Annotated in this window: 21 protein-coding genes and 1 tRNA gene; 13 read left to right on the top strand and 9 right to left on the bottom strand. The window is 67.4% G+C overall.

Translation table 11 applies throughout. The features are described from left to right. The first annotated feature begins 4 nt into the window (after nt 1–4). Genes BLS40_RS05655 through BLS40_RS05665 form a run of 3 tightly spaced genes read left to right on the top strand, consistent with a single transcriptional unit; the run spans nt 5 to nt 2,879 of the window. Nucleotides 5–862, top strand: a complete 858-nt coding sequence (locus BLS40_RS05655; RefSeq protein WP_092149881.1) for a WcbI family polysaccharide biosynthesis putative acetyltransferase — start codon at nt 5–7, stop codon at nt 860–862. After that, nucleotides 859–1,761: a glycosyltransferase family protein gene (locus BLS40_RS05660; protein WP_092149884.1), complete on the top strand. Its 903-nt coding sequence runs from the start codon at nt 859–861 to the stop codon at nt 1,759–1,761. The genes BLS40_RS05655 and BLS40_RS05660 overlap by 4 nt, the downstream gene beginning before the upstream one ends. Beyond that, nucleotides 1,746–2,879 carry a glycosyltransferase family 2 protein gene (locus tag BLS40_RS05665; RefSeq protein WP_092149887.1) on the top strand — a complete coding sequence of 378 codons (1,134 nt, stop codon included), beginning with the start codon at nt 1,746–1,748 and terminating at the stop codon, nt 2,877–2,879. Before BLS40_RS05660 ends, BLS40_RS05665 begins: the two co-directional genes overlap by 16 nt. A 13-nt stretch (nt 2,880–2,892) precedes the next feature. On the opposite strand, the gene BLS40_RS05670 is transcribed toward BLS40_RS05665, so the two are convergent. Both BLS40_RS05670 and BLS40_RS05675 read right to left on the bottom strand, forming a co-directional pair. Beyond that, nucleotides 2,893–3,366 (bottom strand): ribose-5-phosphate isomerase, encoded by a 474-nt coding sequence (locus BLS40_RS05670; protein ID WP_092149890.1) that lies wholly within the window; start codon nt 3,364–3,366, stop codon nt 2,893–2,895. Nucleotides 3,367–3,384: 18 nt separating this feature from the next. Beyond that, nucleotides 3,385–3,999, bottom strand: coding sequence for a DsbA family protein (locus BLS40_RS05675; protein WP_092149893.1), 615 nt, complete (start codon nt 3,997–3,999; stop codon nt 3,385–3,387). A 53-nt stretch (nt 4,000–4,052) separates the two neighbouring features. Here BLS40_RS05675 and pepN point away from each other — a divergent pair, with 53 nt between their 5' ends. Continuing rightward, a complete protein-coding gene (pepN, locus tag BLS40_RS05680) occupies nt 4,053–6,446 on the top strand; it encodes an aminopeptidase N (protein ID WP_092149896.1) in 2,394 nt (797 codons plus the stop codon). A gap of 12 nt (nt 6,447–6,458) precedes the next feature. Here the strand turns inward: pepN and BLS40_RS05685 are convergent, their stop codons facing one another. Together BLS40_RS05685 and BLS40_RS05690 are read right to left on the bottom strand one after the other, a co-directional pair. Further along, on the bottom strand, nt 6,459–7,160 hold the full coding sequence (locus BLS40_RS05685; protein WP_092149899.1) for a GntR family transcriptional regulator: 702 nt from the start codon (nt 7,158–7,160) through the stop codon (nt 6,459–6,461). Nucleotides 7,161–7,264: 104 nt separating this feature from the next. Next, entirely contained in the window at nt 7,265–8,401 is a 1,137-nt protein-coding gene (locus tag BLS40_RS05690; protein WP_092149902.1) for a cystathionine gamma-synthase, read from the bottom strand. A gap of 107 nt (nt 8,402–8,508) precedes the next feature. Here BLS40_RS05690 and BLS40_RS05695 point away from each other — a divergent pair, with 107 nt between their 5' ends. Then, nucleotides 8,509–9,525 carry a mechanosensitive ion channel family protein gene (locus BLS40_RS05695; protein ID WP_092149905.1) on the top strand — a complete coding sequence of 339 codons (1,017 nt, stop codon included), beginning with the start codon at nt 8,509–8,511 and terminating at the stop codon, nt 9,523–9,525. Next, the gene (locus BLS40_RS05700; protein ID WP_092149908.1) at nt 9,494–9,919 is read left to right on the top strand and encodes a globin; all 426 of its coding nucleotides are present in this window, start codon (nt 9,494–9,496) and stop codon (nt 9,917–9,919) included. Before BLS40_RS05695 ends, BLS40_RS05700 begins: the two co-directional genes overlap by 32 nt. Here the strand turns inward: BLS40_RS05700 and BLS40_RS05705 are convergent. From BLS40_RS05705 to BLS40_RS05725, 5 genes are all read right to left on the bottom strand, one after another. Further along, nucleotides 9,916–10,554, bottom strand: coding sequence for a hypothetical protein (locus tag BLS40_RS05705; protein WP_092149911.1), 639 nt, complete (start codon nt 10,552–10,554; stop codon nt 9,916–9,918). The genes BLS40_RS05700 and BLS40_RS05705 overlap by 4 nt on opposite strands. Next, nucleotides 10,551–10,976, bottom strand: a complete 426-nt coding sequence (locus BLS40_RS05710) for an acyl-CoA thioesterase (RefSeq protein WP_092149914.1) — start codon at nt 10,974–10,976, stop codon at nt 10,551–10,553. Before BLS40_RS05710 ends, BLS40_RS05705 begins: the two co-directional genes overlap by 4 nt. 38 nt (nt 10,977–11,014) lie before the next feature. Then, nucleotides 11,015–12,685: an energy-dependent translational throttle protein EttA gene (gene ettA / locus BLS40_RS05715; RefSeq protein WP_092149917.1), complete on the bottom strand. Its 1,671-nt coding sequence runs from the start codon at nt 12,683–12,685 to the stop codon at nt 11,015–11,017. A 71-nt stretch (nt 12,686–12,756) separates the two neighbouring features. After that, nucleotides 12,757–13,335, bottom strand: coding sequence for a single-stranded DNA-binding protein (locus BLS40_RS05720; protein ID WP_092149920.1), 579 nt, complete (start codon nt 13,333–13,335; stop codon nt 12,757–12,759). A 153-nt stretch (nt 13,336–13,488) separates the two neighbouring features. Continuing rightward, nucleotides 13,489–15,489 carry a bifunctional copper resistance protein CopD/cytochrome c oxidase assembly protein gene (locus BLS40_RS05725; protein ID WP_092149923.1) on the bottom strand — a complete coding sequence of 667 codons (2,001 nt, stop codon included), beginning with the start codon at nt 15,487–15,489 and terminating at the stop codon, nt 13,489–13,491. A 111-nt stretch (nt 15,490–15,600) separates the two neighbouring features. Here BLS40_RS05725 and BLS40_RS05730 point away from each other — a divergent pair. The 7 genes from BLS40_RS05730 to orn all read left to right on the top strand — a co-directional run bounded on the left by BLS40_RS05730 (nt 15,601) and on the right by orn (nt 20,497). Beyond that, nucleotides 15,601–15,674, top strand: a tRNA-Arg gene (locus tag BLS40_RS05730). A 133-nt stretch (nt 15,675–15,807) separates the two neighbouring features. Continuing rightward, complete coding sequence (locus tag BLS40_RS05735; protein WP_092149926.1) at nt 15,808–17,886, top strand: NADPH-dependent 2,4-dienoyl-CoA reductase; 2,079 nt, start codon at nt 15,808–15,810, stop codon at nt 17,884–17,886. A 179-nt stretch (nt 17,887–18,065) separates the two neighbouring features. Further along, nucleotides 18,066–18,317, top strand: a complete 252-nt coding sequence (locus BLS40_RS05740; RefSeq protein WP_092149929.1) for a hypothetical protein — start codon at nt 18,066–18,068, stop codon at nt 18,315–18,317. Continuing rightward, a complete protein-coding gene (locus tag BLS40_RS05745) occupies nt 18,317–18,736 on the top strand; it encodes a hypothetical protein (protein WP_092149932.1) in 420 nt (139 codons plus the stop codon). Before BLS40_RS05740 ends, BLS40_RS05745 begins: the two co-directional genes overlap by 1 nt. Continuing rightward, entirely contained in the window at nt 18,733–19,044 is a 312-nt protein-coding gene (locus tag BLS40_RS05750; RefSeq protein WP_092149935.1) for a hypothetical protein, read from the top strand. Before BLS40_RS05745 ends, BLS40_RS05750 begins: the two co-directional genes overlap by 4 nt. Before the next feature lie 10 nt (nt 19,045–19,054). Further along, complete coding sequence (gene cmrA, locus BLS40_RS05755) at nt 19,055–19,861, top strand: mycolate reductase (RefSeq protein ID WP_092149938.1); 807 nt, start codon at nt 19,055–19,057, stop codon at nt 19,859–19,861. Then, nucleotides 19,862–20,497 carry an oligoribonuclease gene (gene orn / locus BLS40_RS05760; RefSeq protein ID WP_092149941.1) on the top strand — a complete coding sequence of 212 codons (636 nt, stop codon included), beginning with the start codon at nt 19,862–19,864 and terminating at the stop codon, nt 20,495–20,497. Nucleotides 20,498–20,515: the final 18 nt, after the last annotated feature.

Raw genomic sequence — 20,515 nt, forward strand, 5'->3', positions numbered from 1 at the left:
CTGCATGCCCACCCTCACCGTCGTCGGAAATTGCCAAGCGGAATCGACCCGCAAGCTGCTCATGAGCTCCGGGGCGTTCGACTCCGAACGCATCACCCCGGTGCACGAGCTCACCGAGGCCGACATGGGCTGGTTCGGGTCCCTGCTCGCGCGTACCGACGTCCTGGTCACGCAGCCCATCCGCGACAACTACCGCGGATTGCCCGTGGGGACGTCGCAGATGCTGGCGCAGCTGCCGCCCGGCGCGGCGCACGTGGTGGTTCCGGTGCTGCGTTTCGACGGGCTCATGCCCTACCAGGCAATCATCCGCGACCCCGACGACCCCTCCCTCAACCCGCCGGTGGTGCCCTACCACGACCTGCGGACCCTGGCGGCCGCGGCCCGGGGCCTCGACGCGCCCGTGGACGCCGCGCCGTCGCCGGACGCGCTGCGGCGCGCGGCGGCGATGTCGGTGGACCAGATCCGCTCCCGCGAGCAGCGCCACGGCACTGTGGTGGTGTCCGACTATCTTGAGACGGCGCCGGTGTGGCACACCGTCAACCACCCCGACAACGCGACGCTGGTGGTTATGGCGCAACGGATCCTCCAGGCGCTGGGCCTTTCGGGCGAGGTGTCGCCGGGAGACTACGAGATGCTGGGAGAGCTCGACGCTCCTATTGAGAGCGACGCCGCCGCGGCGCTCGGCGTGGGGGGCCAAGCTGGGGTCGCGGGCCGCACGCAGTGGACCCACCGCACCGGCGGCGTCATCCCCCGCGCGGAAATCGAGCGGGCGCAGCTGGAGTTCTACCGGCAGCGCCCCGCCCTCGTCGCCCACGGCCTGGGGCGCCACGCGGAGCGCCTCGACACCCTGGGGCTGGCATGATCCATCTCATCGTCGGGCCCGACGGCCACGGGGTGACCGCCTACGCGCTGCAGCTCGCGGCCGCCCTTGGCGTGCCGGACGCGCAGATCGTGCGCGAAACCGAGTTCACCGACTCCCCCCTGCCGGACGAGCCCGTCCACGTCGCATTCACGGACCACTTGTTCGGGGCGGATCCGGGAGAGGGCGTCGATAAGCTGCTCGCGCGCGTGGGGCGGCGGCCGCTGTCGGTGTCCTTCCACGACATCCCCCAGCCCGAGGAAGGCCGCCAACGATACCACCGCCGCGCTCAGGCGTACCACCGCCTCGCCCGGGCGGCCGCGCTAAGCACCGTCAACTCGGAGCACGAGGCCGCGTTTTTCGAGGTGGACACCTCCGTCATCCGCCTGCCGGTGCCCCGCATCGACTCCCCTTTCGCCCCCGAACCCGACACTGTGGGTGTCCTCGGGTTCCTCTACCCGGGCAAGGGCCACGAGGACCTCATCGCGGCGCTGCGCGGGACGGACTACCGGCTGCGCTTTCTGGGTGCGGTCTCGGCCGGCCACGAGAAGTGGGCGCGCGGACTCGAGCGCGACGCGGACATCACCGGCTGGCTCAGCGACGCCGACCTGGCCCGCGAGATGGGGCGCATCGCGGTGCCGGTGTGCGCGCACCGCCATTTCTCCGCCTCCGGCTCCCTGATGACGTGGCTGGGCGCGGGGCGAAACGTGCTGGCCAGCGACTCGCCCTACACGCGCGAGATTGACCAGTGGCTGCCCGGGCGCATCACGCTGGTCGGCGGCGGGGCGTGGCGCTCGGCCGTCGAGGCGTTCTCCCCGCGCGAGCTAGAACCGCCCGCCTACGGCTGGGACGACGTCGCCGCCGCGTGGCGCGGAAGGTGGGCGGCATGTGGCCTGACGTAAGCGTCATCATCCCCTACTACGACAACCCGGCGGGGCTCGCTCGCGTGCTCGCGGCCGTGCGCGCCCAAGACTACCAGGGTCGGGTGGAGGTGATCGTCGCCGACGACGGCTCCCCCACCCCACCCGAGCGGGAGCCGCTCCTTGCCCGCGCGCTTGGGGGAGTGACCGTCGTGCGCCAGGACGACCGCGGATTCCGCGCCGCAGCCGCTCGCAACCTGGGCGCGTCCGCGGCGACCGGCGAGGTGCTCGCCTTCCTCGACGGCGACACCGTCCCTGAGCCCGGCTACCTCACGGCGGCGGTGGCCCACGTGCAGCGCGACCGCCGCGCGGTGGTCGTGGGTGCCCGCCGCACCGGCCCGCAGGGGCGCGAGCCGCAGTGGCTTGTCGACGCCTGGCGCACCACCGGCAACCTCGCCCGCGCCGATTCGACGAGCTGGCGCTACGTCATCTCCGCGGTGCTGACCTGCTCGGCGAACTTCTTCCGCCACGTCGGCGGGTTCGACGGGGACTTCGTCGGCTACGGCGGCGAAGACTGGGAGTTCGGGTGGCGCGCCTGGAACGCCGGCGCGCGCCTCGTGCACGAGCCGGCCGCGCTCGCCCACCACCCGCAGGAGGATTTCGGCGCCCGCCACGACAACCCGCACGATGAGGCGCGGGTGAAGAACGCGGAAACCCTCGCGCTGGCCCGCCGCATCACCCACCCCATCGCCCGGCCGGCGGGGGTCGTCTTCGCCACCGCCGACGTCGCGGTCACCGTCCCCGGCTTTCCCGACCCCGGCGCGCTCGAGGCCGTCATCGCCTCCTGGCTGCGTATCGACGCCCGCGTCTACGCCCCCGCGGCAGCGGAGCTTTTCGCCGCCGATCCGCGCGTGGCGGCCGGCGCGCCCCGCGGGGAGCGCATCCGCGTGAGCCTGCGCGCGCCGTGGGCCCTGCGCGACGCGGACGCGTTCTACCGCCGCGCCACCGACCGCCACCTGCACCTCGCTGACGGCACGCAGATCGCCACCTCGCGCGCCCTGGCGTTGACGGAGCCTCGCACCCAGGTGTCGGGCGCGTGGCTCGGGTTGGAGAAAGTGGAGGGCCCGCAGCGCCTCGAGCGCCTGTTTGCGGGCTGGTAGCGGCTAGTGGCAATTAGGCGCCGGGCAGCTCCGGGGCGACGCCAGTGTTCTCGTACTCGGAAAGGATGTCGATGCGGCGCTGGTGGCGCTCCTCGCCCGACCACTCCTGGCCGATGAACGCGTCGACGATCGCCAGCGCCTCCTCCTCGGTGTGCATGCGGCCGCCGATGCCGATGAGCTGGGCGTTGTTGTGCTCACGGGCAAGCCGAGCGGTCTCTTCCGACCACGCCAGGGCGCAGCGCGCACCCTTGACCTTGTTCGCGGCGATCTGCTCGCCGTTGCCGGAGCCGCCGAGCACGATGCCCAGCGAGCCCGGATCGGCCACGGTGGCCTCGGCGGCGGCAATGCAAAACGCCGGGTAGTCATCGGCGGCGTCGTACTCGTGCGCGCCGCAGTCAACGACCTCGTGGCCCGCGGCCTCGAGGTGGGCCAAAATCTGATTCTTCCGCTCGAAACCGGCGTGGTCCGCTCCAAGATAGATACGCATGCTCACCACCCTACCGGCCTAGACCTGCGGGTCTTCGGTGCGGGAGCGCTTGAGTTCGAAGAAGTAGTCGAAGCCGGCCAGCGTGACGGCGGCGTCGAAAAGCGTGCCCGCCTCCTCCCCGGTGGGCACCCGCGTGATAACAGGCCCGAAGAAGGCCGTGTTGCCGAGCTTGACCACCGGCGTTCCCACTTCGTCCCCGACCTCGTCCATCGCGGTCTTGTGGTAGCCGCGCAGCAGGTCGTCTTCGTCGTTGGTGTCTGCAACCTCGGCGATCGTGGCCGGGAGGCCGACCTTATCCAGAGCGGCGGCGATGATGTCGTTGTAGGCGCCCGTGCCCTGCTTGCCGCCCTGGTGCTCGGCGTGGATCATCGTGCCCATCGCGGTGTAGAGCTCGCCGATCTTGTCCGGGTGCTCCTGCTTCACCTTGGCGAAGACGCGCGCCGGGCCCCAGGCCGCATCCATCGCCGCCATGTAGTCGGCGGGGAGATCCCGACCCTCATTGAGTACGGAAAGCGACATCGGCACCCACTCAATCTCGATGTCGCGGACCTTCTCCACCTCCTTCATCCAGCGGGAAGTCTGCCAGCAGAACGGGCATGTCGCGTCAAACCAGAAAGTAACGTGTTCAGTCATGCCACAAGCCTAGTGAAATCGGGCGGACGCGTTGCGGGGTAGCGTTGAGCGGCATGAAGACCAATCTCTCGCGTACCGACGCCACGACCCGCGCCGCCCTTTTATCCGGCGTGCACTACACCATCGATCTCGACATCACCGATGCCGACACGTTCACCTCCACTACCACCGTTCGGTTCACCTCTAAGGCCGGCGAAACCTTCTTCGACCTGGTGGCCGACACGTTCACCGCCACCCTCGACGGGGCGGAGCTTCCGGGCCGCGACATGGTGCTTGACGCCGGCACCCACGAGCTCGTTGTCACCGCAACCTCGGCCTACAACCGCACCGGCGAGGGCCTGCACAAGTTCACCGACCCGGCCGACGGCAAGGACTACCTCTACACCCAGTTCGAGCCCGCCTACGCCATGAAGGTGTTCGCGTGCTTCGACCAGCCCGACATCAAGGCCACCTACTCCATCAGCGTCACGGCTCCGGAGCGCTACGTGGTCGTGCTCAACGAGCAGGCCACCCGCGACGGCAACACGTGGAGCTGCGAGATCACCTACCCGCTGTCGACCTACCTCATCGCCGTGTGCGCCGGCGAATACATCTCCGTGCACGACACCTACACCGACGACCGCAAAGAGATCGAGCTGGGCCTGTACGCCCGCGCGAGCCTGATCGAGCACATGGACGCGGACAACCTGTTCGCCCAGACCAAGCACGGCTTCGCCTACTACCACGAGAACTTCGCCGTCGCCTACCCCTTTGGCAAGTACGACCAGATCTTCTGCCCCGAGTACAACATGGGCGCGATGGAGAACGTGGGCGCCGTGACGTTCCGCGACGAGTACATCTTCACCTCCGAGCCCACCCCGCACCGGGTGGAGCGCCGAAACGACACCATCCTGCACGAGATGGCGCACATGTGGTTCGGCGACCTGGTCACCATGCAGTGGTGGGACGACCTCTGGCTCAACGAGTCGTTCGCCACTTGGGCGGCCGCCACCGCGCAGACCGAGATCGGCGAGTACCCGAACGCCTGGGTCACCTTCGCCGCGATTGAGAAGGCGTGGGCGTACTCGCAGGATCAGCTCCCGACGACCCACCCCATCGCCGCCGACGCCCCCGACATCGAGACCGCGGAGCAGAACTTCGACGGCATCACCTACGCCAAGGGGGCCTCGGTGCTCAAGCAGCTGCAGGCCTACGTGGGCCGCGACGAGTTCTTCGCCGGCGTGCGCGAGCACTTCCGCAACCACGCCTTCGCCAACGCGACGTTCGCCGACCTGCTCGGTGCGCTCGAAACCGCCAGCGGGCGCGACCTGTCGCACTGGTCCGAGCAGTGGCTGCGCACGACCGGCGTCTCGCGCCTGACCCCGGAGATCACCGACGACTCGTTCACCGTGGTCCAGGAATCCGACGTCCAGCGCAGCCACCGGGTCGGCGTGGGGCTCTACTCGCTTGTCGACGGCCGTGTGGTCCGCACCCACCACACCGACATCTTCATCGAGGGTGAGCGGACCACGGTGCCCGAGTTCGCGGGCGTTCAGCACGACCTCGCGCTGGTCAACGACGGCGATCTCACTTACTGCCTCATGGGCCTGACCGACGCCCACATGGCGTTCGTGCTGGAGCACATGGGTGACATCGAGGACCCGATGGCGCGCGCCCTGTGCTGGTCGGCAGCGTGGGAGGCCACCCGCGACGGCCGCCTGCCGGCGCGCGAGTTCGTCCGCCTCGTGGCGGCCCACGCAGCCTCCGAGGACCAGCCCGCCGTACAGGAGCGCGTGCTCAACCAGGCCCTCACCGCCGCGACACTCTACGTGTCGCCCGAGTGGCGCGGGGAAGCCGCCGACCTGCTCAACTCCGCGCTGCGCGGTGCCGAGCCGGCGATCATCTTCGACCGCGTTCTCGCCCGCGTGCCTCTCGACGACGCGTCGGCGCAGCACTTCACCTCGCTGCTGGAGACGTCCACGAACCAGGACATTCGCTGGCTCGCGCTGACGGCTCTTATCGCCCGCGGCGACCTCGGCGTGGACGCGGCCGACTCCGAGACCGACCCCACCTCAGAAGGCGCCCTGTCTCGCCTGCGCGCGAAGGCCGTCACCGACAAGCGGTGGGCGTGGGAGGAGATCACGAGCAAGGACCACTCCAACCTGGAGTTGCGCTACCTCATGGACGGCCTGACGTTCAACCACGAGGGCCTCGAGGGCCTGTCCGAGGAATACTTCCGGATTGCGCCGGATCTGTGGGACCGCCTATCCAACGAGATGGCGCAGCGCACCCTCGAGGGCATCTACCCCATGTGGGACATCAGCCAGGACGCTGTGGACGCAGCCGACCGGCTGCTCGCCCGGACGGACTTGACCGCGGGCTTGCGCCGTGTCCTCGCCGAGGGCCGCGACCGTGCGGCCCGGGCGTTGCGCGTGCAGGGCGTCGACCGCGCCAGCGGAAACGACTGAACGTCCCGAGCGTCAGTGGGACACCCGCAGCGTCACCGAATCGGTGCGCAGCACGATGGCGGAGTAGCTGAGTAGCTCTCCGTCCTCCCACACTTTGCGCACGATGCGCTGCAGCGGCGCGGGGGTGGAGAGGCCGAGGAGCGTGCACTCCTTCTCGGAGGCGACTGTCGGCATAACCAGGTCCTCGCGCGAGCGGTGAGCGGCCGGATCCTCCCCCGGCGCGCACGTCAGGCTGCTGGCCGCGAGTCCCTCAAACTCCGACTCTCGGCCGGGCCGCAGGTAGGCCGACTCCGCCATGACGGGTCTGTCGTCCGCGAAGTGCACCATTTCCCGCATCGGAATCTGGACGTCCGGTTCCGTGCCGAAACCCAGGGCCACCATGCGTGGCGGTACCCGCTCGCCCGTGTCGACCAGCTCCGATCTCACGCGCATGCCGTGGTGTTCCAACTGATGCAACAGCCCTTCCGCCGAGCCGACATCCACGACGGGAGGGAGCGGGCGGGCGAATGTGCCACCGGTGCGGCCACGCCTGCGCTCGACCAGGCCTTCTTCCTGCAAGAGGCCGAGCGCGCGGCGGACGGTCATGCGGGCGACGCTGAAGTCCTGAACCATTTCGCGCTCCGACGGCAGCCGGTCGCCCGGGCCGAGCTCGCACGTCTCGATGCGCTGGCGCAGTTGTTCGGCAATGACTAGATACTCGTGCTTGCGTGCCATCTTCTCTACTTTTGGAGCTATTCCCGCTGTGAGTCAGGGCGAACAACTCGTACACATGTATGCACAATAGCGCATAGATTTCGGGAGAGCGAGTTACTTCGGTTCTAAATTTGCGCCAGGGCCCGCTGCAGATCCGCAATCAAGTCGGCTTCGTCCTCGATGCCCACCGAGATGCGGACGAGCTCGCCGGGCACCGCCAGCGCGGAGCCCTCCACCGCGAGGTGGGTCATGGTCGCGGGGTGCTCCACCAGGCTCTCCACCCCTCCCAAAGACTCCGCCAGGCAGAAGAGCTCGGTGGAGCGACAAAACGCCTTGGCCTGCTCCTCGGTGTCGAAGAGCACGGAGACCATCCCGCCGAAGCGCTTCATCTGCCGCGCCGCCACGTCGTGGCCGGGGTGCGACTCCAGGCCCGGGTAGCACACGCGGGCGACGTTGTCTTCGCCCTCGAGGAAGCGGGCGACCGCCTCCGCGTTGTCGCAGTGACGATCCATGCGCACAGCCAGCGTTTTCAGCCCCCGCGCGGTGAGGTAGGTGTCGAACGGCGACGGGATGGCGCCCACCCAGCCGAAGAAGAAGCGCAGCTGCTCCTGCAGGTCAGCACCGTTGGCGCACACAACCCCGCCGATCACGTCCGAGTGCCCGCCGATGTACTTGGTCGTGGAGTGCACCACGATGTCGGCACCCAGCTCCAAGGGCCGCTGCAGGTACGGGGAGGCGAAGGTGTTGTCCACCACGAGGCTCGCCCCGCCCTTGACAGCGGCGATTGCGCGGATGTCGGCGATATCGAGCAAGGGGTTGGTCGGAGTCTCGACCCAAATCGCCTTCGTCTTATCGGTCACGGCCTCCTTGACAGCCTCGACATCCGTCAGGTCAACCACGGAGTTGGACACGCCCCAGAGGGTGAATACCTGCTGGATCAGGCGGTAGGTGCCGCCGTAGGCGTCGTTGCCGATGATGATGTGGTCGCCCGGTTTGAGCAGCACGCGCAGAACGCTGTCGATGGCCGCCATCCCCGAGGCGAACGCCACGGCGAACTCGGAACCCTCCAGCGATGCGACCGTCTCCTCGAGCGCGGCGATCGTCGGGTTGCCCACCCGCGTGTATTCGTAACCGTTGCGCGTCACTGCGAGGTCGTCCTGCGCGAACGTCGTGGATGCGTAGATCGGTGTGTTGATCGGCCCGTAGAGGCTGTCTGGCGCATAACCCGCGTGGATGGCGTTGGTAGAAAACCCGGAGGGCACGTCGATGTCCTTTCCTCGGCGCTGGAAGTGTTGCAGTGTTTCTAAACCATATATAGACCAAGCTGTCCGTTAGAGCCGATTAATATGCACGTACACTTGTGAGGCGTATGACTGCGACCAGAGAAAACATCCCCGAGAACATCGACTCCGTCACCACCTGGTGGGAGGACCCGGCCACCAGGGAGGTGCTGCTCGAACGCCCGCTGAAAGTGGCGCTCATTCTCATCGTCGCGTTCGCCGTCCATTTCGTGCTCTCCCGCGTCATCACCCGCGCCGCCGACCGCAGCATTCACAGCTCGGGTGGGCGAATCGGCCTGCGCCGGAGCACGGACGAGGAGGACACCCCGCAGGCTCGCGCCCAGGAGGGGCGCAGGCAGGCGCGTATCCGCACCCTGGCCAACGTGGGGCGCTCGGCCGTCGCCATCGTCATTTGGGTGTGGGCGGCGCTGGCGATTCTCAGCGAGATCGAAGTCAACGTCGCCCCGCTTATCGCCTCGGCCGGTGTTGTCGGCGTGGCAATCGGCTTCGGCGCCCAGTCCCTTGTGAAGGACTTCCTCTCGGGCATCTTCACCCTCTTAGAGAACCAGTACGGGGTGGGTGACACCATCAGCGTCAACGGCGTCGAGGGCACCGTGGAGGACATGACACTGCGCGTGACCACGCTGCGCGATATCGACGGCGTGCTCTGGTACATCCGCAACGGCGACATCCACCAGGTCGGTAACCAGTCGGACAGGTACTCCGTCGCGCGCTTGGAGGTGCCCGTCTCCTTGACCGCAGATCCGAAACGGGCCGCCGATGTCATTCTCGCGGCCGCGCGCACGTCCGCCGCGTCCCCCGCGATTCGCGACAGCGTCATCACCGAGCCTGAGCTGCGCGGCGTGAGCACCTTCGCCACCGACCACATGACCTACCGGGTCACCCTCAACACCATGCCGGGCGAGCAGTGGGGCGTCGCGCGGTCGATGTACGAGGACATCCTTGACGCGCTGCAGGAAGCCGGCGTCACCCTGCCGGGCACCCAGCCGGTGATAATCAAGTACCATCCGGACAATCGGGACACCGGCGCATCAGGGAAGGAACAGGCAGCTGATGGAGATATCACGGGCGGGAACGGAAAGTGACGACACGCTCTACGCGCAGCTGGGCGAGGAGTTCTTCGCGCGGCTCGTTGGCGGCTTCTACGCGCAGGTGAGAGAGGACGACCTGATCGGTCCGATGTACCCCGCGGACGATTGGGGCGGGGCCGAGGATCGCCTGCGCTGGTTCCTCGTCCAGTACTGGGGAGGCCCGCACACCTTCAACGAGCAACGCGGCCGCCCCATGCTGCGCAAGCGCCATTTCCAGTTCGACATCGGTGCTGCTGAGGCGGAGCGCTGGCTCGAGCTGATGGGCAGGTCGCTGGACCAGTTCAGCGAAGACGAGCTCTCGGAGCAGCACCGCGGCATGCTGTGGAACCACATGCAGCGCGTGGCGTACATGATGATCAACACCCAGGAGGACGGGGTGGTCCGCTAAACAAACAGCCCCAGCGCGGTGGAGTGGTAGACGGTGCCGAAGGGGGCGTCGATACGCACCCAGCGCCCGGAGGTGGACACGCGCAGGTGCCGCGGAACGTCCACCGGGGCGGCGAAACCGGGGATGAGCCCGAGGGCGGTGCATGTGAAGATCATCCGCATGGGGATTTCCACGGGCTCGCCTGCCGACGCCTCCGTGTCCGCCGTGAGCACCGTCTGATTGAGCAAGGAGGCCGGGGGTCCCAGCGGGCCGGAGAACTGGCGGGCGAGGGCGCGGCCGTCGTCGGCGAGCTGGCGCACCACCGTCACGGGGACGGTGTCGCGCTCGGTGAACCCGCTGCGCGGAGGCAGCGCTCCCGGCCAGTTCGGGTCGCGGGCGGCGCCGAGTTGGGTGGAACCCGTTTGCAGGGCACTGAGCAGGTCGCTGGCGGCCACGGCGGCGCCGTCGCGGGAGACCTCACCCCGCACCCGCCGGGACGCCACGCAGTCGAACGGTGTCGTCACAAACACGTCGACCGCGGCGTCGTCGAGCTGGGCGAAACGCGCCGTCGCCGAGGCGTCGAGGTCGACCGCCCGGCCCACCAGCGCGATGAGGCCCGGGGCCCCGTCGGTAACGCGAAGGGTCTCGGGGGTCACTTTCCTTCCCCGGCGGGATTCTGCGTGAGAATGCCCAGCTCCTGCTGCGTGATGGCGCGCGGGGTGCTTGTTTGGACATCGACAACCACCAGCACGCTGGTGACCACGCAGCACACGCTGCCGTGGCGGTCCATGATGTCCTGACGGGTGGTAAAGGAGGTGTTGCCGACCTTGACCACCTCGGTTTTCACCCGCACGCTTGTGGTGTCCGGCAAGATCGGGCGGTTGTAGTCCGCCTCGACGTGGCGGACGAACACGGGGAGCGAGCTGGCGGCCCCGAAGAAATCGTTCGCGAACGCGAGGCGGGCCTCCTGCGCGTATTCAATGTAGACGGCGTTGTTGACGTGCCCGTAGCGGTCGAAGTCGTCCCACCGCACCTCGACCGCAAATTCGTGCGTGAGGTTCTCGTTGTTTTCTGCCATTGTTTCCTCCATGTGTGTCCCGGGTGTAAGCCCCGCTCCTAGCGGGTCAGCCTACGGTGGGTGACGCGCGACGGCTTGGCGGCTTCCTCGCCGAGGCGGTCAACCTTGTTCTTCTCATAGTCTCCGAAGTTGCCCTCGAACCAGAACCACTTTCCTTCCTCCACGTTGCCCTCCCAGGCCAAGATGTGGGTGCAGGTGCGGTCCAGGAACCAGCGGTCGTGGGAGATCACCACGGCGCAGCCCGGGAACTTCTGCAGGGCGTTTTCCAGCGACCCGAGGGTTTCCACATCGAGGTCGTTGGTCGGCTCGTCGAGCAGGATCAGGTTGCCGCCCTGCTTGAGCGTCAGAGCCAGGTTGAGGCGGTTGCGCTCACCGCCCGAGAGAACCTTCGACGGCTTCTGCTGGTCGGGCCCCTTGAAGCCGAACGCGGACAGGTAGGCGCGCGAGGGCATCTCGTTCTGGCCGACGTGGATGTAGTCGAGCCCGTCAGACACGACCTCCCACACGGTCTTCTCCGGGTCGATGTTGGCGCGGTTCTGGTCCACGTAGGACAGCTGGACGGTGTCGCCGACATCGACGGTGCCGGCGTCCGGCTGCTCGAGCCCGACGATGGTCTTGAACAGGGTGGTCTTGCCCACGCCGTTGGGGCCGATGACCCCCACGATGCCGTTGCGGGGCAGGGTGAACGAGAGGTCGTTGATAAGGACTCGGCCGTCGAACCCCTTGACCAGGTTTTTGACCTCCACGACCTTGTTTCCCAGTCGCGGCGGAGTCGGGATCTGGATCTCCTCGAAGTCGAGCTTGCGGTACTGCTCGGCCTCGGCGGCCATCTCCTCGTAGCGCTCCAGGCGCGCCTTGTTCTTCGCCTGGCGGGCCTTCGGAGAAGAACGCACCCACTCGAGCTCGTTCTTCAGGCGCTTCTGCAGCTTCTGGTCCTTCTTGCCGGTGACCTCGAGGCGCTCCGCCTTTTTCTCAAGGTAGGTGGAGTAGTTGCCCTCGTACGGGTAGAGCTTGCCGCGGTCCACCTCGCAGATCCACTCCGCCACGTTGTCCAGGAAGTAGCGGTCGTGGGTAACTGCCAGCACCGCACCCTTGTAGCTCTGCAGGTGGCGCTCCAGCCACAGCACGCTCTCGGCGTCTAGGTGGTTGGTGGGCTCATCGAGAAGCAGCAGGTCGGGCTCGGACAGGAGCAGCTTCGCCAGAGCGACGCGACGGCGCTCACCGCCGGAGAGGTGGGTCACCGGAGCGTCCGACGGCGGGCAGCGTAGCGCCTCCATGGCCTGCTCGATCTTGGAATCGACCTCCCACGCATCCGCGGCGTCGAGTGCCTCCTGGAGCTTGCCCATCTCCTCCATCAGCTCGTCGGAGTAGTTCGTGGCCATCTCCTCGGCGATGGCCTCGAAGCGCTGCTTCTTCTCAAAGATGTCGCCGAGGCCCTCCTCGACGTTCTCGCGCACCGTCTTCTCCTCGTTCAGAGGCGGCTCCTGCATGAGGATGCCCACAGTGGCGCCGGGATCGAGGAATGCCTCGCCGTTGTTCGGCTGATCCATTCCGGCCATGATTTTCAGCAGCGACGACTTGCCGGCACCGTTCGGGCCGACGACACCGATCTTCGCGCCCGGGTAAAAGGCCATGGTGACATTGTCAAGAATGACTTTGTCACCGATGGCCCTGCGAACGTTCTTCATCGTGTAGATGAACTCAGCCACTTGCGTTGTCCCCTTATTAGGTTGGAAAGAATTCTCCACACAGGGTACATCACGGCCGCACGGTGGCCTGGCTAGAACGGAGCCTCAGCTTCCCCGGTCGAGGCGTCGGCGAAGCTGAGATCGCGCTCGGAGCCGGCGCGGTTCGCTTGGACCATGTCCTCCGCGCTGGCGCGCACGGGGGTCTTTTCTTCCACGAGGTCCTCCGGGCCGCGTACCGTGACCGGTTCCATGCCCGACGGGGTGAAGGCCTGCTGGGATGTGCGCTGCGACGACAGCTGGTGGTTGCTGAGCTCGAAGGCGACCTTTGCGGCGCGCAGCACCTGCTTCTGTCGCGCCGCCGGTTTTCCGTTCTCATCCAGCTGGGAGTTGTCCACCCACGAGTCGGTGACAAGAGAGCCCGTGACGATAACCGGCGCCCCCTTGAACAGCGAGGCCCCTGCGTTGATGGCGAGCTGCCCCCAGCACTCGACGTCGATGTAGAGTACATCGGTTTCCTGCCAGATTGGTTTGTTGTTCTCGTCGAGCTCCCCCGTGCGGTAGCGGCGTGACGACGCGACGCGGAACTTGGTCAGGAACTTGTCCGAGTCGAAGCGGAGCATCTCCGGGTCGAAGATGAGGTTGCCGGTAATGGTGATGTGCATGTGGCTCATGCGCGAGCCCCCCTTTTCTTAAATGGTTGTGTGCCGCGGCGGACGTGCCGCGTCACCTGCACCATGGCACACACACAAGCGTTGCGGGGCGGGCGCCTGTAAACCTGTGGATAATCCCCCGGTTGTCCACAGTTCTGGAACAAATTTCGGTCTTTACTTGCGCCCGCCGGGGCCCATGGAGTATTGGGCGAGCATCTCGTTGTAGTGGCGCCAGTCCTCGTCGTCCGTCTCCTCCGCGTGCTTGTCCAGCACGCTGGATTCCGCCCGGTCCTCCCTCCACCACAAGACGAACAAGACCCCGAACACGACGGCGAGCGGGAAGGATCCCGAGGCCCAGGCGATGCCGCCGCCGGCCTTCTGGTCCGCCAGCAGGTCGGGGTTCCACGGCAGGTTGAGCGAGGTGTAGAACTCCTCGCCCATCACGATGCCCAGCTGCATGAGGTAGACGCCCATGAACAGGTGGATCGGCATGGAGACCCACAGCCACGCGAGCCGCACCTTCGCGCTGGCGCGGCCCTCGATGTGGTCGGGGCCGATGAGTTCCCAGAAGTAGAAGTACCCGGAGGCGAGGAACACACCGTTCATGATCACGTGGCCGGCGTGCTCGGAAATCATCAGCTCGTACAACGGGATGGACACGTAAAGGATGTAGAAGAAGAAGACGAACTGCGCCAAGGACACCGGCGGCCACGTCACTACGCGGAGGAAGCGGGAGCGCTCGAACGACTCCGCCCAGGCACGCGGGTTAAACTCGCCCGCCGGGTAAGAAGCCTTCACCAGCGTCAGCGGCGCGCCGAGAACGAGCAGCACCGGTGCCACCATGGAGAGCACCATGTGCACGATCATGTGGGCGGAGTACGACGCCGCCATGTGCATTCCGGTCCCCGAGGACAGCGTGACCACGATCGTGGAGCAGCCCAGCAGCCACCACGTGGTGCGCGCCGGTCTCCACCCGCGGACCCGGCGCGCCAGGTGCAGGTAGTAGGCGGCGAGCAGCAGTGCGATGACGCTGTAGAGAAGCTCGAAACGCCACTGGGTCAGCCAGGTGCTCAGCGTCAACGGCTCGGTGAGGTTGTAGCCTATCTGCAGCTCCATCTCCGTGAGATCGGTGCTGCGGGGCGGCGGCGGAGGGGTGCGACCGAGGGTGACCGCCAGGCCCGTCACCAGGGCCATGAGGAGCACCTCCACCGCGGCCAGACGCACGAACGCCGCCGGGCTGTCGCCCAGCTTCGGTATCACCAGCTGGCGGTGGGCGTACCCGATGAGCCCCAGTACCACAAGACCCACTGTCTTGGCCACGAGCACGAGCCCGTAGTCATAGGTGAACAGATCCGCGGGCCGCACGCGGATGCTTGCGTTGATGACACCGGAGACGAGCATCACCGCGAACGCGAAGAGCGCGATGCGCGAGTACCGGCGCACGGCGTTTTCCAGGTGCGGGCCGAGCCGGCGGCCGTGCGCCACCAGTGCCATCAGCGCACCGATCCACACCAGCATGAACACGAGGTGCCAAAGGAAGGAGTTGGTGCCGTAATCGTGGTCGCCGCCGGCGGCGGAGTGCCCGGTCAGGCCCAGGGGAAGGATCGTCACCACCGAGCCGATAAACAGCGCCACCTGCGACCACCAGGAGCGCGCCGCCAGTGCGCCGGCGGCAACGACGGCGGCGATCGCGGCGACGATGAGCCACACCCGGGCGTTGGCCACCTGCTCCAGCGCGGTCGCCCACGCGGCGGGCTCGAAGAGGACCTGGCCGAGCGGGGTGCCGGAGACGTCGGAAAGCACGAGCGGGATCATGGCCAGCGCGATGAGCGCGACGCTTGCCGACGCCCACCCGGCCGTGCGCGCCGCGATCACCCCGTCGACAGTCAGGCGGGCCCCGTTGAGGTCCTCGCGGGTCTTGTCCGGCGGGATGAGAAACGCGGTGAACAGCAGCGATCCGACCGCGAGCGCCGCGCAGATCCACGCGGTGGCGCGCAGCGCCGGGAGGCCGAAGGTAGTGACGGCGCCCGGGTCGGGGATGCCCAGCGCCGCAAGGGACGCGGGAGAAAACCAGGTTGCGACCGCGCCGGCTGTGACCGCCGCGACAACCGCAGCCGCAATGTAGAACGGCCACGCCGCCTTGACTGCCTGTGAGCCCACCCGTGATTCCGCCATAGCTCACCACCCTACTTTTGATGGTGTCGGCGGCCTAACCGGTCTGAAGTCACGGCGGGCCGGTGCGCTATACTTTGTCCGCCGCGCACCCGTGAACACATGCGCGGCGCTGCCCCCATAGCTCAGTGGATTAGAGCATCCGGTTTCTACCCGGCTGGTCGCGGGTTCGAATCCTGCTGGGGGCGCTTTTTGTCGGCTTCACCGGTGCCAGAACCCACATCCGGACGGGTGTCTACTGTTACACTGCGACGTACTGTTTGAGAGCACGGTCACACCCGCGCGGGCGCGCGGCACAGCAAAGACGATTGGAGAAGCACCATGACATCCCCCTATCCCCACCTGCTTGAACCACTTGATCTCGGATTCACCACCTTGAAAAACAGGGTGCTTATGGGGTCTATGCACACGGGCTTGGAGGAGGTGCCCAACGGCTTCGAGCGCATGGCGGCTTTCTACGCCGAGCGCGCCCGCGGCGGCGCGGGGCTGATTGTCACCGGCGGCATCGCCCCGAACGACGCCGGGCGGACGGCCCCGCACGGCGCGCGCATGGCTACGGAGGAGGAGGCGGCCCACCACCGGCTCGTCACCGACGCGGTTCACGCGGGAGGTGGCAAGATCGCCATGCAAATCCTGCACGTCGGCCGCTACACCTACCACGACAAGGCCGTCGCCCCGAGCCCGATCCAGGCGCCCATCTCCCCGGCTAACCCCCACGAGCTCACGGACGCCGAGGTGGAGCAGACGATTGAGGATTTCGTCCGCGCCGCCACCCTGGCGCGCAGCGCGGGCTACGACGGGGTGGAGATCATGGGCTCCGAGGGCTACCTGATCAACCAGTTCATTGCGCCCCACACCAACAAGCGCACCGACCGCTGGGGCGGCAGTTACGAAAACCGCGTCCGCTTCGCCCGGGAGATCGTGCGCCGCGTGCGCGCGGCCGTCGGGGAGGATTTCATCATCATCTACCGCCTCTCCATGCTCGACCTGGTGCCGAACTCCTCGACGCTGGATGAGGTGATCACGCTCGCTGGCTGGATCGAGCAGGACGGGGCGACGATTCTCAACACCGGCATCGGCTGGCACGAGGCGCGCGTGCCCACCATCGCGGCCTCGGTGCCGCGCGGCGCGTGGTCCTGGGTGACCAAGAAGCTTGCCGACGCCCGCGCCGAGGGAGCGTTCACGCTTCCGCTCGTGACCTCCAACCGCATCAACACCCCCGGCAAGGCCGAGGAGCTCCTCGCGCAGGGCTACGCGGACATGGTGTCCATGGCCCGGCCGTTTTTGGCGGACGCCGAGTTTGTGAACAAGGCCGCCACGGGCAGGGAGCACTTGATCAACACCTGCATCGCCTGCAACCAGGCCTGCCTGGACCACACCTTCGAGATGAAGACGGCGACCTGCCTGGTCAACCCGCGCGCGGGCTACGAAACGGAGATCGTGATCACCCCCGCCGAGTCACCGAAGCGCATCGCGGTCATCGGAGCGGGCCCCGCGGGCCTGGCGTGCGCGGTCACAGCCGCCCAGCGCGGGCACACGGTCGTGCTTTTCGACGCCGCCTCCGACATCGGCGGGCAGCTCAACGTCGCGCGGCAGATCCCGGGCAAGCAAGAGTTCAACGAGACGGTGCGCTACTTCCGCAACATGTGCGAGGAAACCGGCGTGGAGGTGCGGCTGAACACCCGCGTCGCCGCCGGGGACGTCGCGGACTTCGACGAGGTGGTCGTGGCCACCGGTGTGACCCCGCGCGTGCCGGACATCGAGGGCCTCGACCACCCGAAGGTGCTCACCTACCTCGAGGTGCTGCGCGACAAGGCGCCCGTGGGCGACAAGGTCGCCATCCTCGGCGCGGGCGGCATCGGCTTCGACGTGGCCAGCTACCTCACCGATCCGAGCGTGCTTGTCGACGCCTCCGGGGCCGACACCGGACGCGACCCGCAGCTCGACACCAGCGTCAACACCGAGGCGTTCTTCGACGCCTGGGGGGTCGACACCGACTACGACAACGCTGGCGGGCTGACCTCCCCGGAGCCGCAGCGTGCGGCGCGCCAGGTCACGCTCATGCAGCGCAAGACCTCCAAGGTGGGCGCGAACCTGGGCAAGACCACCGGCTGGATCCACCGCGCCGAGCTCAAACACCGCGGGGTTGAGATGGTCCCGGGCGTGACCTACCGCCGCATCGACGACGAAGGCCTCCACATCACCGTGGACGGTAACGAGCGCACCCTCGAGGTGGACAACATCATTCTGTGCACGGGCCAGGAGTCGCTGCGCGCCCCGTACGACGAGCTGGCCGCCGCCGGCGTGAACGTCCACCTCATCGGCGGCGCGGACGTGGCGGCTGAGCTGGACGCAAAGCGCGCCATCAACCAGGGCACCCGGTTGGCGACGGAGATCTAAGGGTCACTGCGCGGCGGCGCGGGCGTCGCTAAGCTTGAAAGCACCCTACATTCAAGGAGGCACGACATGACCGAGAAGAACTCCCCCACCAACGAAGACAGCATCAACAACCTCACCGACCCGGACGCGGACGGCGAGTTCCAGGAGGCTGTCTCCGACGACGACGCCGGGGACAAGTAATGGCCCCCGACGACGAGAACCTCAACCTCGACGGCGGGGAGGCGTCCGAGCTGGACAAGCTTCTCGACGCCTCCGTGACCCGCATCGGCAACGCACCGACGAACAACACCTCCGTCGACGACTTCGAGAACGCCGAAAACGAAACCACCTCCACTGACGAGGGCCACCTCGCGCAGCACCCGAACACGGAGTCCCGCACCCAGCAGGTCGAGCGCGGCCTCGACGACGGGAACAACCGCTCCCAGCTGTAATGGCGGCGGCGGTTACCCAGGAAACAGCGCGCGAGGCGCTCGCGGCGGTGGACAATGTCCGCCGCCGCGCTTCCACGTCCAGGACCGCGTGGGAGTGGGTGGTGCCCACGTCCCTGGCCTTCGGCGTGTCCCTTTTCCTCAGCCTGCAGGGTTCTTTCTGGGGGCTGGTGCTGGTTCTCGCTTCACTCGGGCTCGTGGTCGCCATCGAGGTTGGCGTGCGCGGCTCGGCGACGCGGGTCGCGATGAAGCAGCCGGTCCGCGACAACGAGCGGTTCGACTGGCGCACGATTGTGCCGTTCATCGTGATCTACACGGCTTGGATTTTTCTGCCGGAGGGGAACGCCGTGGTGTCGGCACTCGCCGGTGCCGCGGCCGCTGCGCTCATGCTCTTCGCCTACTGGAAGTGGTGGGACGCATGATCGACTCCGTGCTTCTCGACCTCGACGCCCTGAAGGTCTGCGCCGCGCTCGACGCCGCGGGCGCCACCGAGGGCACCGGGGGCGGGAGCCGCCGCGAGATGAGCGCCGCTACGATCGCCGACATCACCCGGCTCGCCCCGGACGTGGTGGATGCGCGCCTGGGCGTGCTGGAGGGCGCCGGGTACGCCACCTTGTTCCGGGAGATCGGGCGCGCCGGGACGACCGCGTGGGCCTCGTTGACCGTCCCCGGGATGGACGCCCTGAACGGGCACGTGGAGTCGCTGAGGGAGTACGCCGCCGGCGAGTAGGCTGGGGCGCATGACTTTCCCCGCCCCATCGGTAGACTCCTACGCGCTGGTCACCGGCGCGTCGCAAGGCATTGGCGAGGCCCTCGCCCGCGACTTGGCCTCGGCAGGCTACAACCTCATCCTCGTCGCCCGGCGCGAGGATGTGCTCATGGCGCTCGCCCGCGAACTCTCCGCTCGCCACGGCGTCGACTGCGAGGTGTTCGCCGCCGACCTTTCCACAGATCGCGACGTGACCGCGCTGATCAACCATCTGGGGCAGCGCCGGGTGAGCATCTGCATCAACTCCGCGGGCATCGCGTCTTTCGGCCCGTTTATGAAGGCCGACTGGGACTACGAGCTCAACCAGTACAACCTGAACGCCACCGCGGTCCTGCGCATCACCAAGGCGGTGCTCGACCAGATGGTGCCGCGAGGCGAGGGCGCGCTGTGCAACGTCGGCTCCGCGGCCGGCAACATGCCTATCCCGAACAATGCCACCTACGTGTTCACTAAAGCGGGTGTGAACACGTTCACCGAGTCTTTGCACTACGAGCTCAAGCCCACCGGCGTGCACTGCACGCTGCTCGCGCCGGGGCCCGTGCGCGAGGCGGAAGTGCCCGAGGAGGAACAAACGATCGTGGACAAGGTCGTGCCCGATTTCTTGTGGACCACCTACGAGTCCTGCGCCGCCGACACCCTGGCCGCCATGCGACGCAACAAGCGCCGCGTCGTGCCCGGTCCCCTATCCAAGGTCATGGACGTAGTCTCCATGTACTTCCCGCGCGGTATGCTCTCCCCGCTGATGGGTTCCTTCTACGCAAAGATGGGTGAACAGTAAATGTCCAACGGAACCACCTCCAAAAATGACCGCATCGTCTGGGTCGACCTGGAGATGACCGGTCTCGACCTGGCGCGCCACGTCATCGTGGAAGTCGCCGCGGTGGTCACAGACGCCGAGCTCAACATCCTCGGCGAAGGCATCGACATCGTCGTCCACGCCACCGAGGCGCAGCTCGCCGAGATGGACGACGTCGTGGTGTCCATGCACACCGAAAACGGCCTGCTGCCGGAGATTACCGCCTCCACAGTCAGCCTCGAGGAGGCAGAGGACGCGGTACTTGAGCTCATCGCCGAGCACTGCGACCCCGCCCACCCGGCGCCGCTGGCCGGCAACTCTATCGCGACGGACCGCGCCTTCATGCGCGCCCAGATGCCACGACTCGACGCCGCGCTGCACTACCGCATGATCGACGTCTCCGCCATCAAGGAGCTCACCCGCCGCTGGTTCCCGAAGGCGTACTACAACCAGCCCGCCAAGGGGATGGCGCACCGCGCGCTGGCCGACATCGTGGAGTCCATCCGCGAGCTCGACTACTACCGCCGCTGCGTCTTCGTCCCCGCGCCGGGCCCCGACTCCGACAGCGCGGCCGTCGCGGCCAGCCAGGCAACCGACGCCTACCAGCGGTTTTTGTAAACAACGCCCGCCATACTA

It is taken from the genome of Corynebacterium mycetoides (assembly GCF_900103625.1).
GTDB lineage: Bacteria > Actinomycetota > Actinomycetes > Mycobacteriales > Mycobacteriaceae > Corynebacterium > Corynebacterium mycetoides.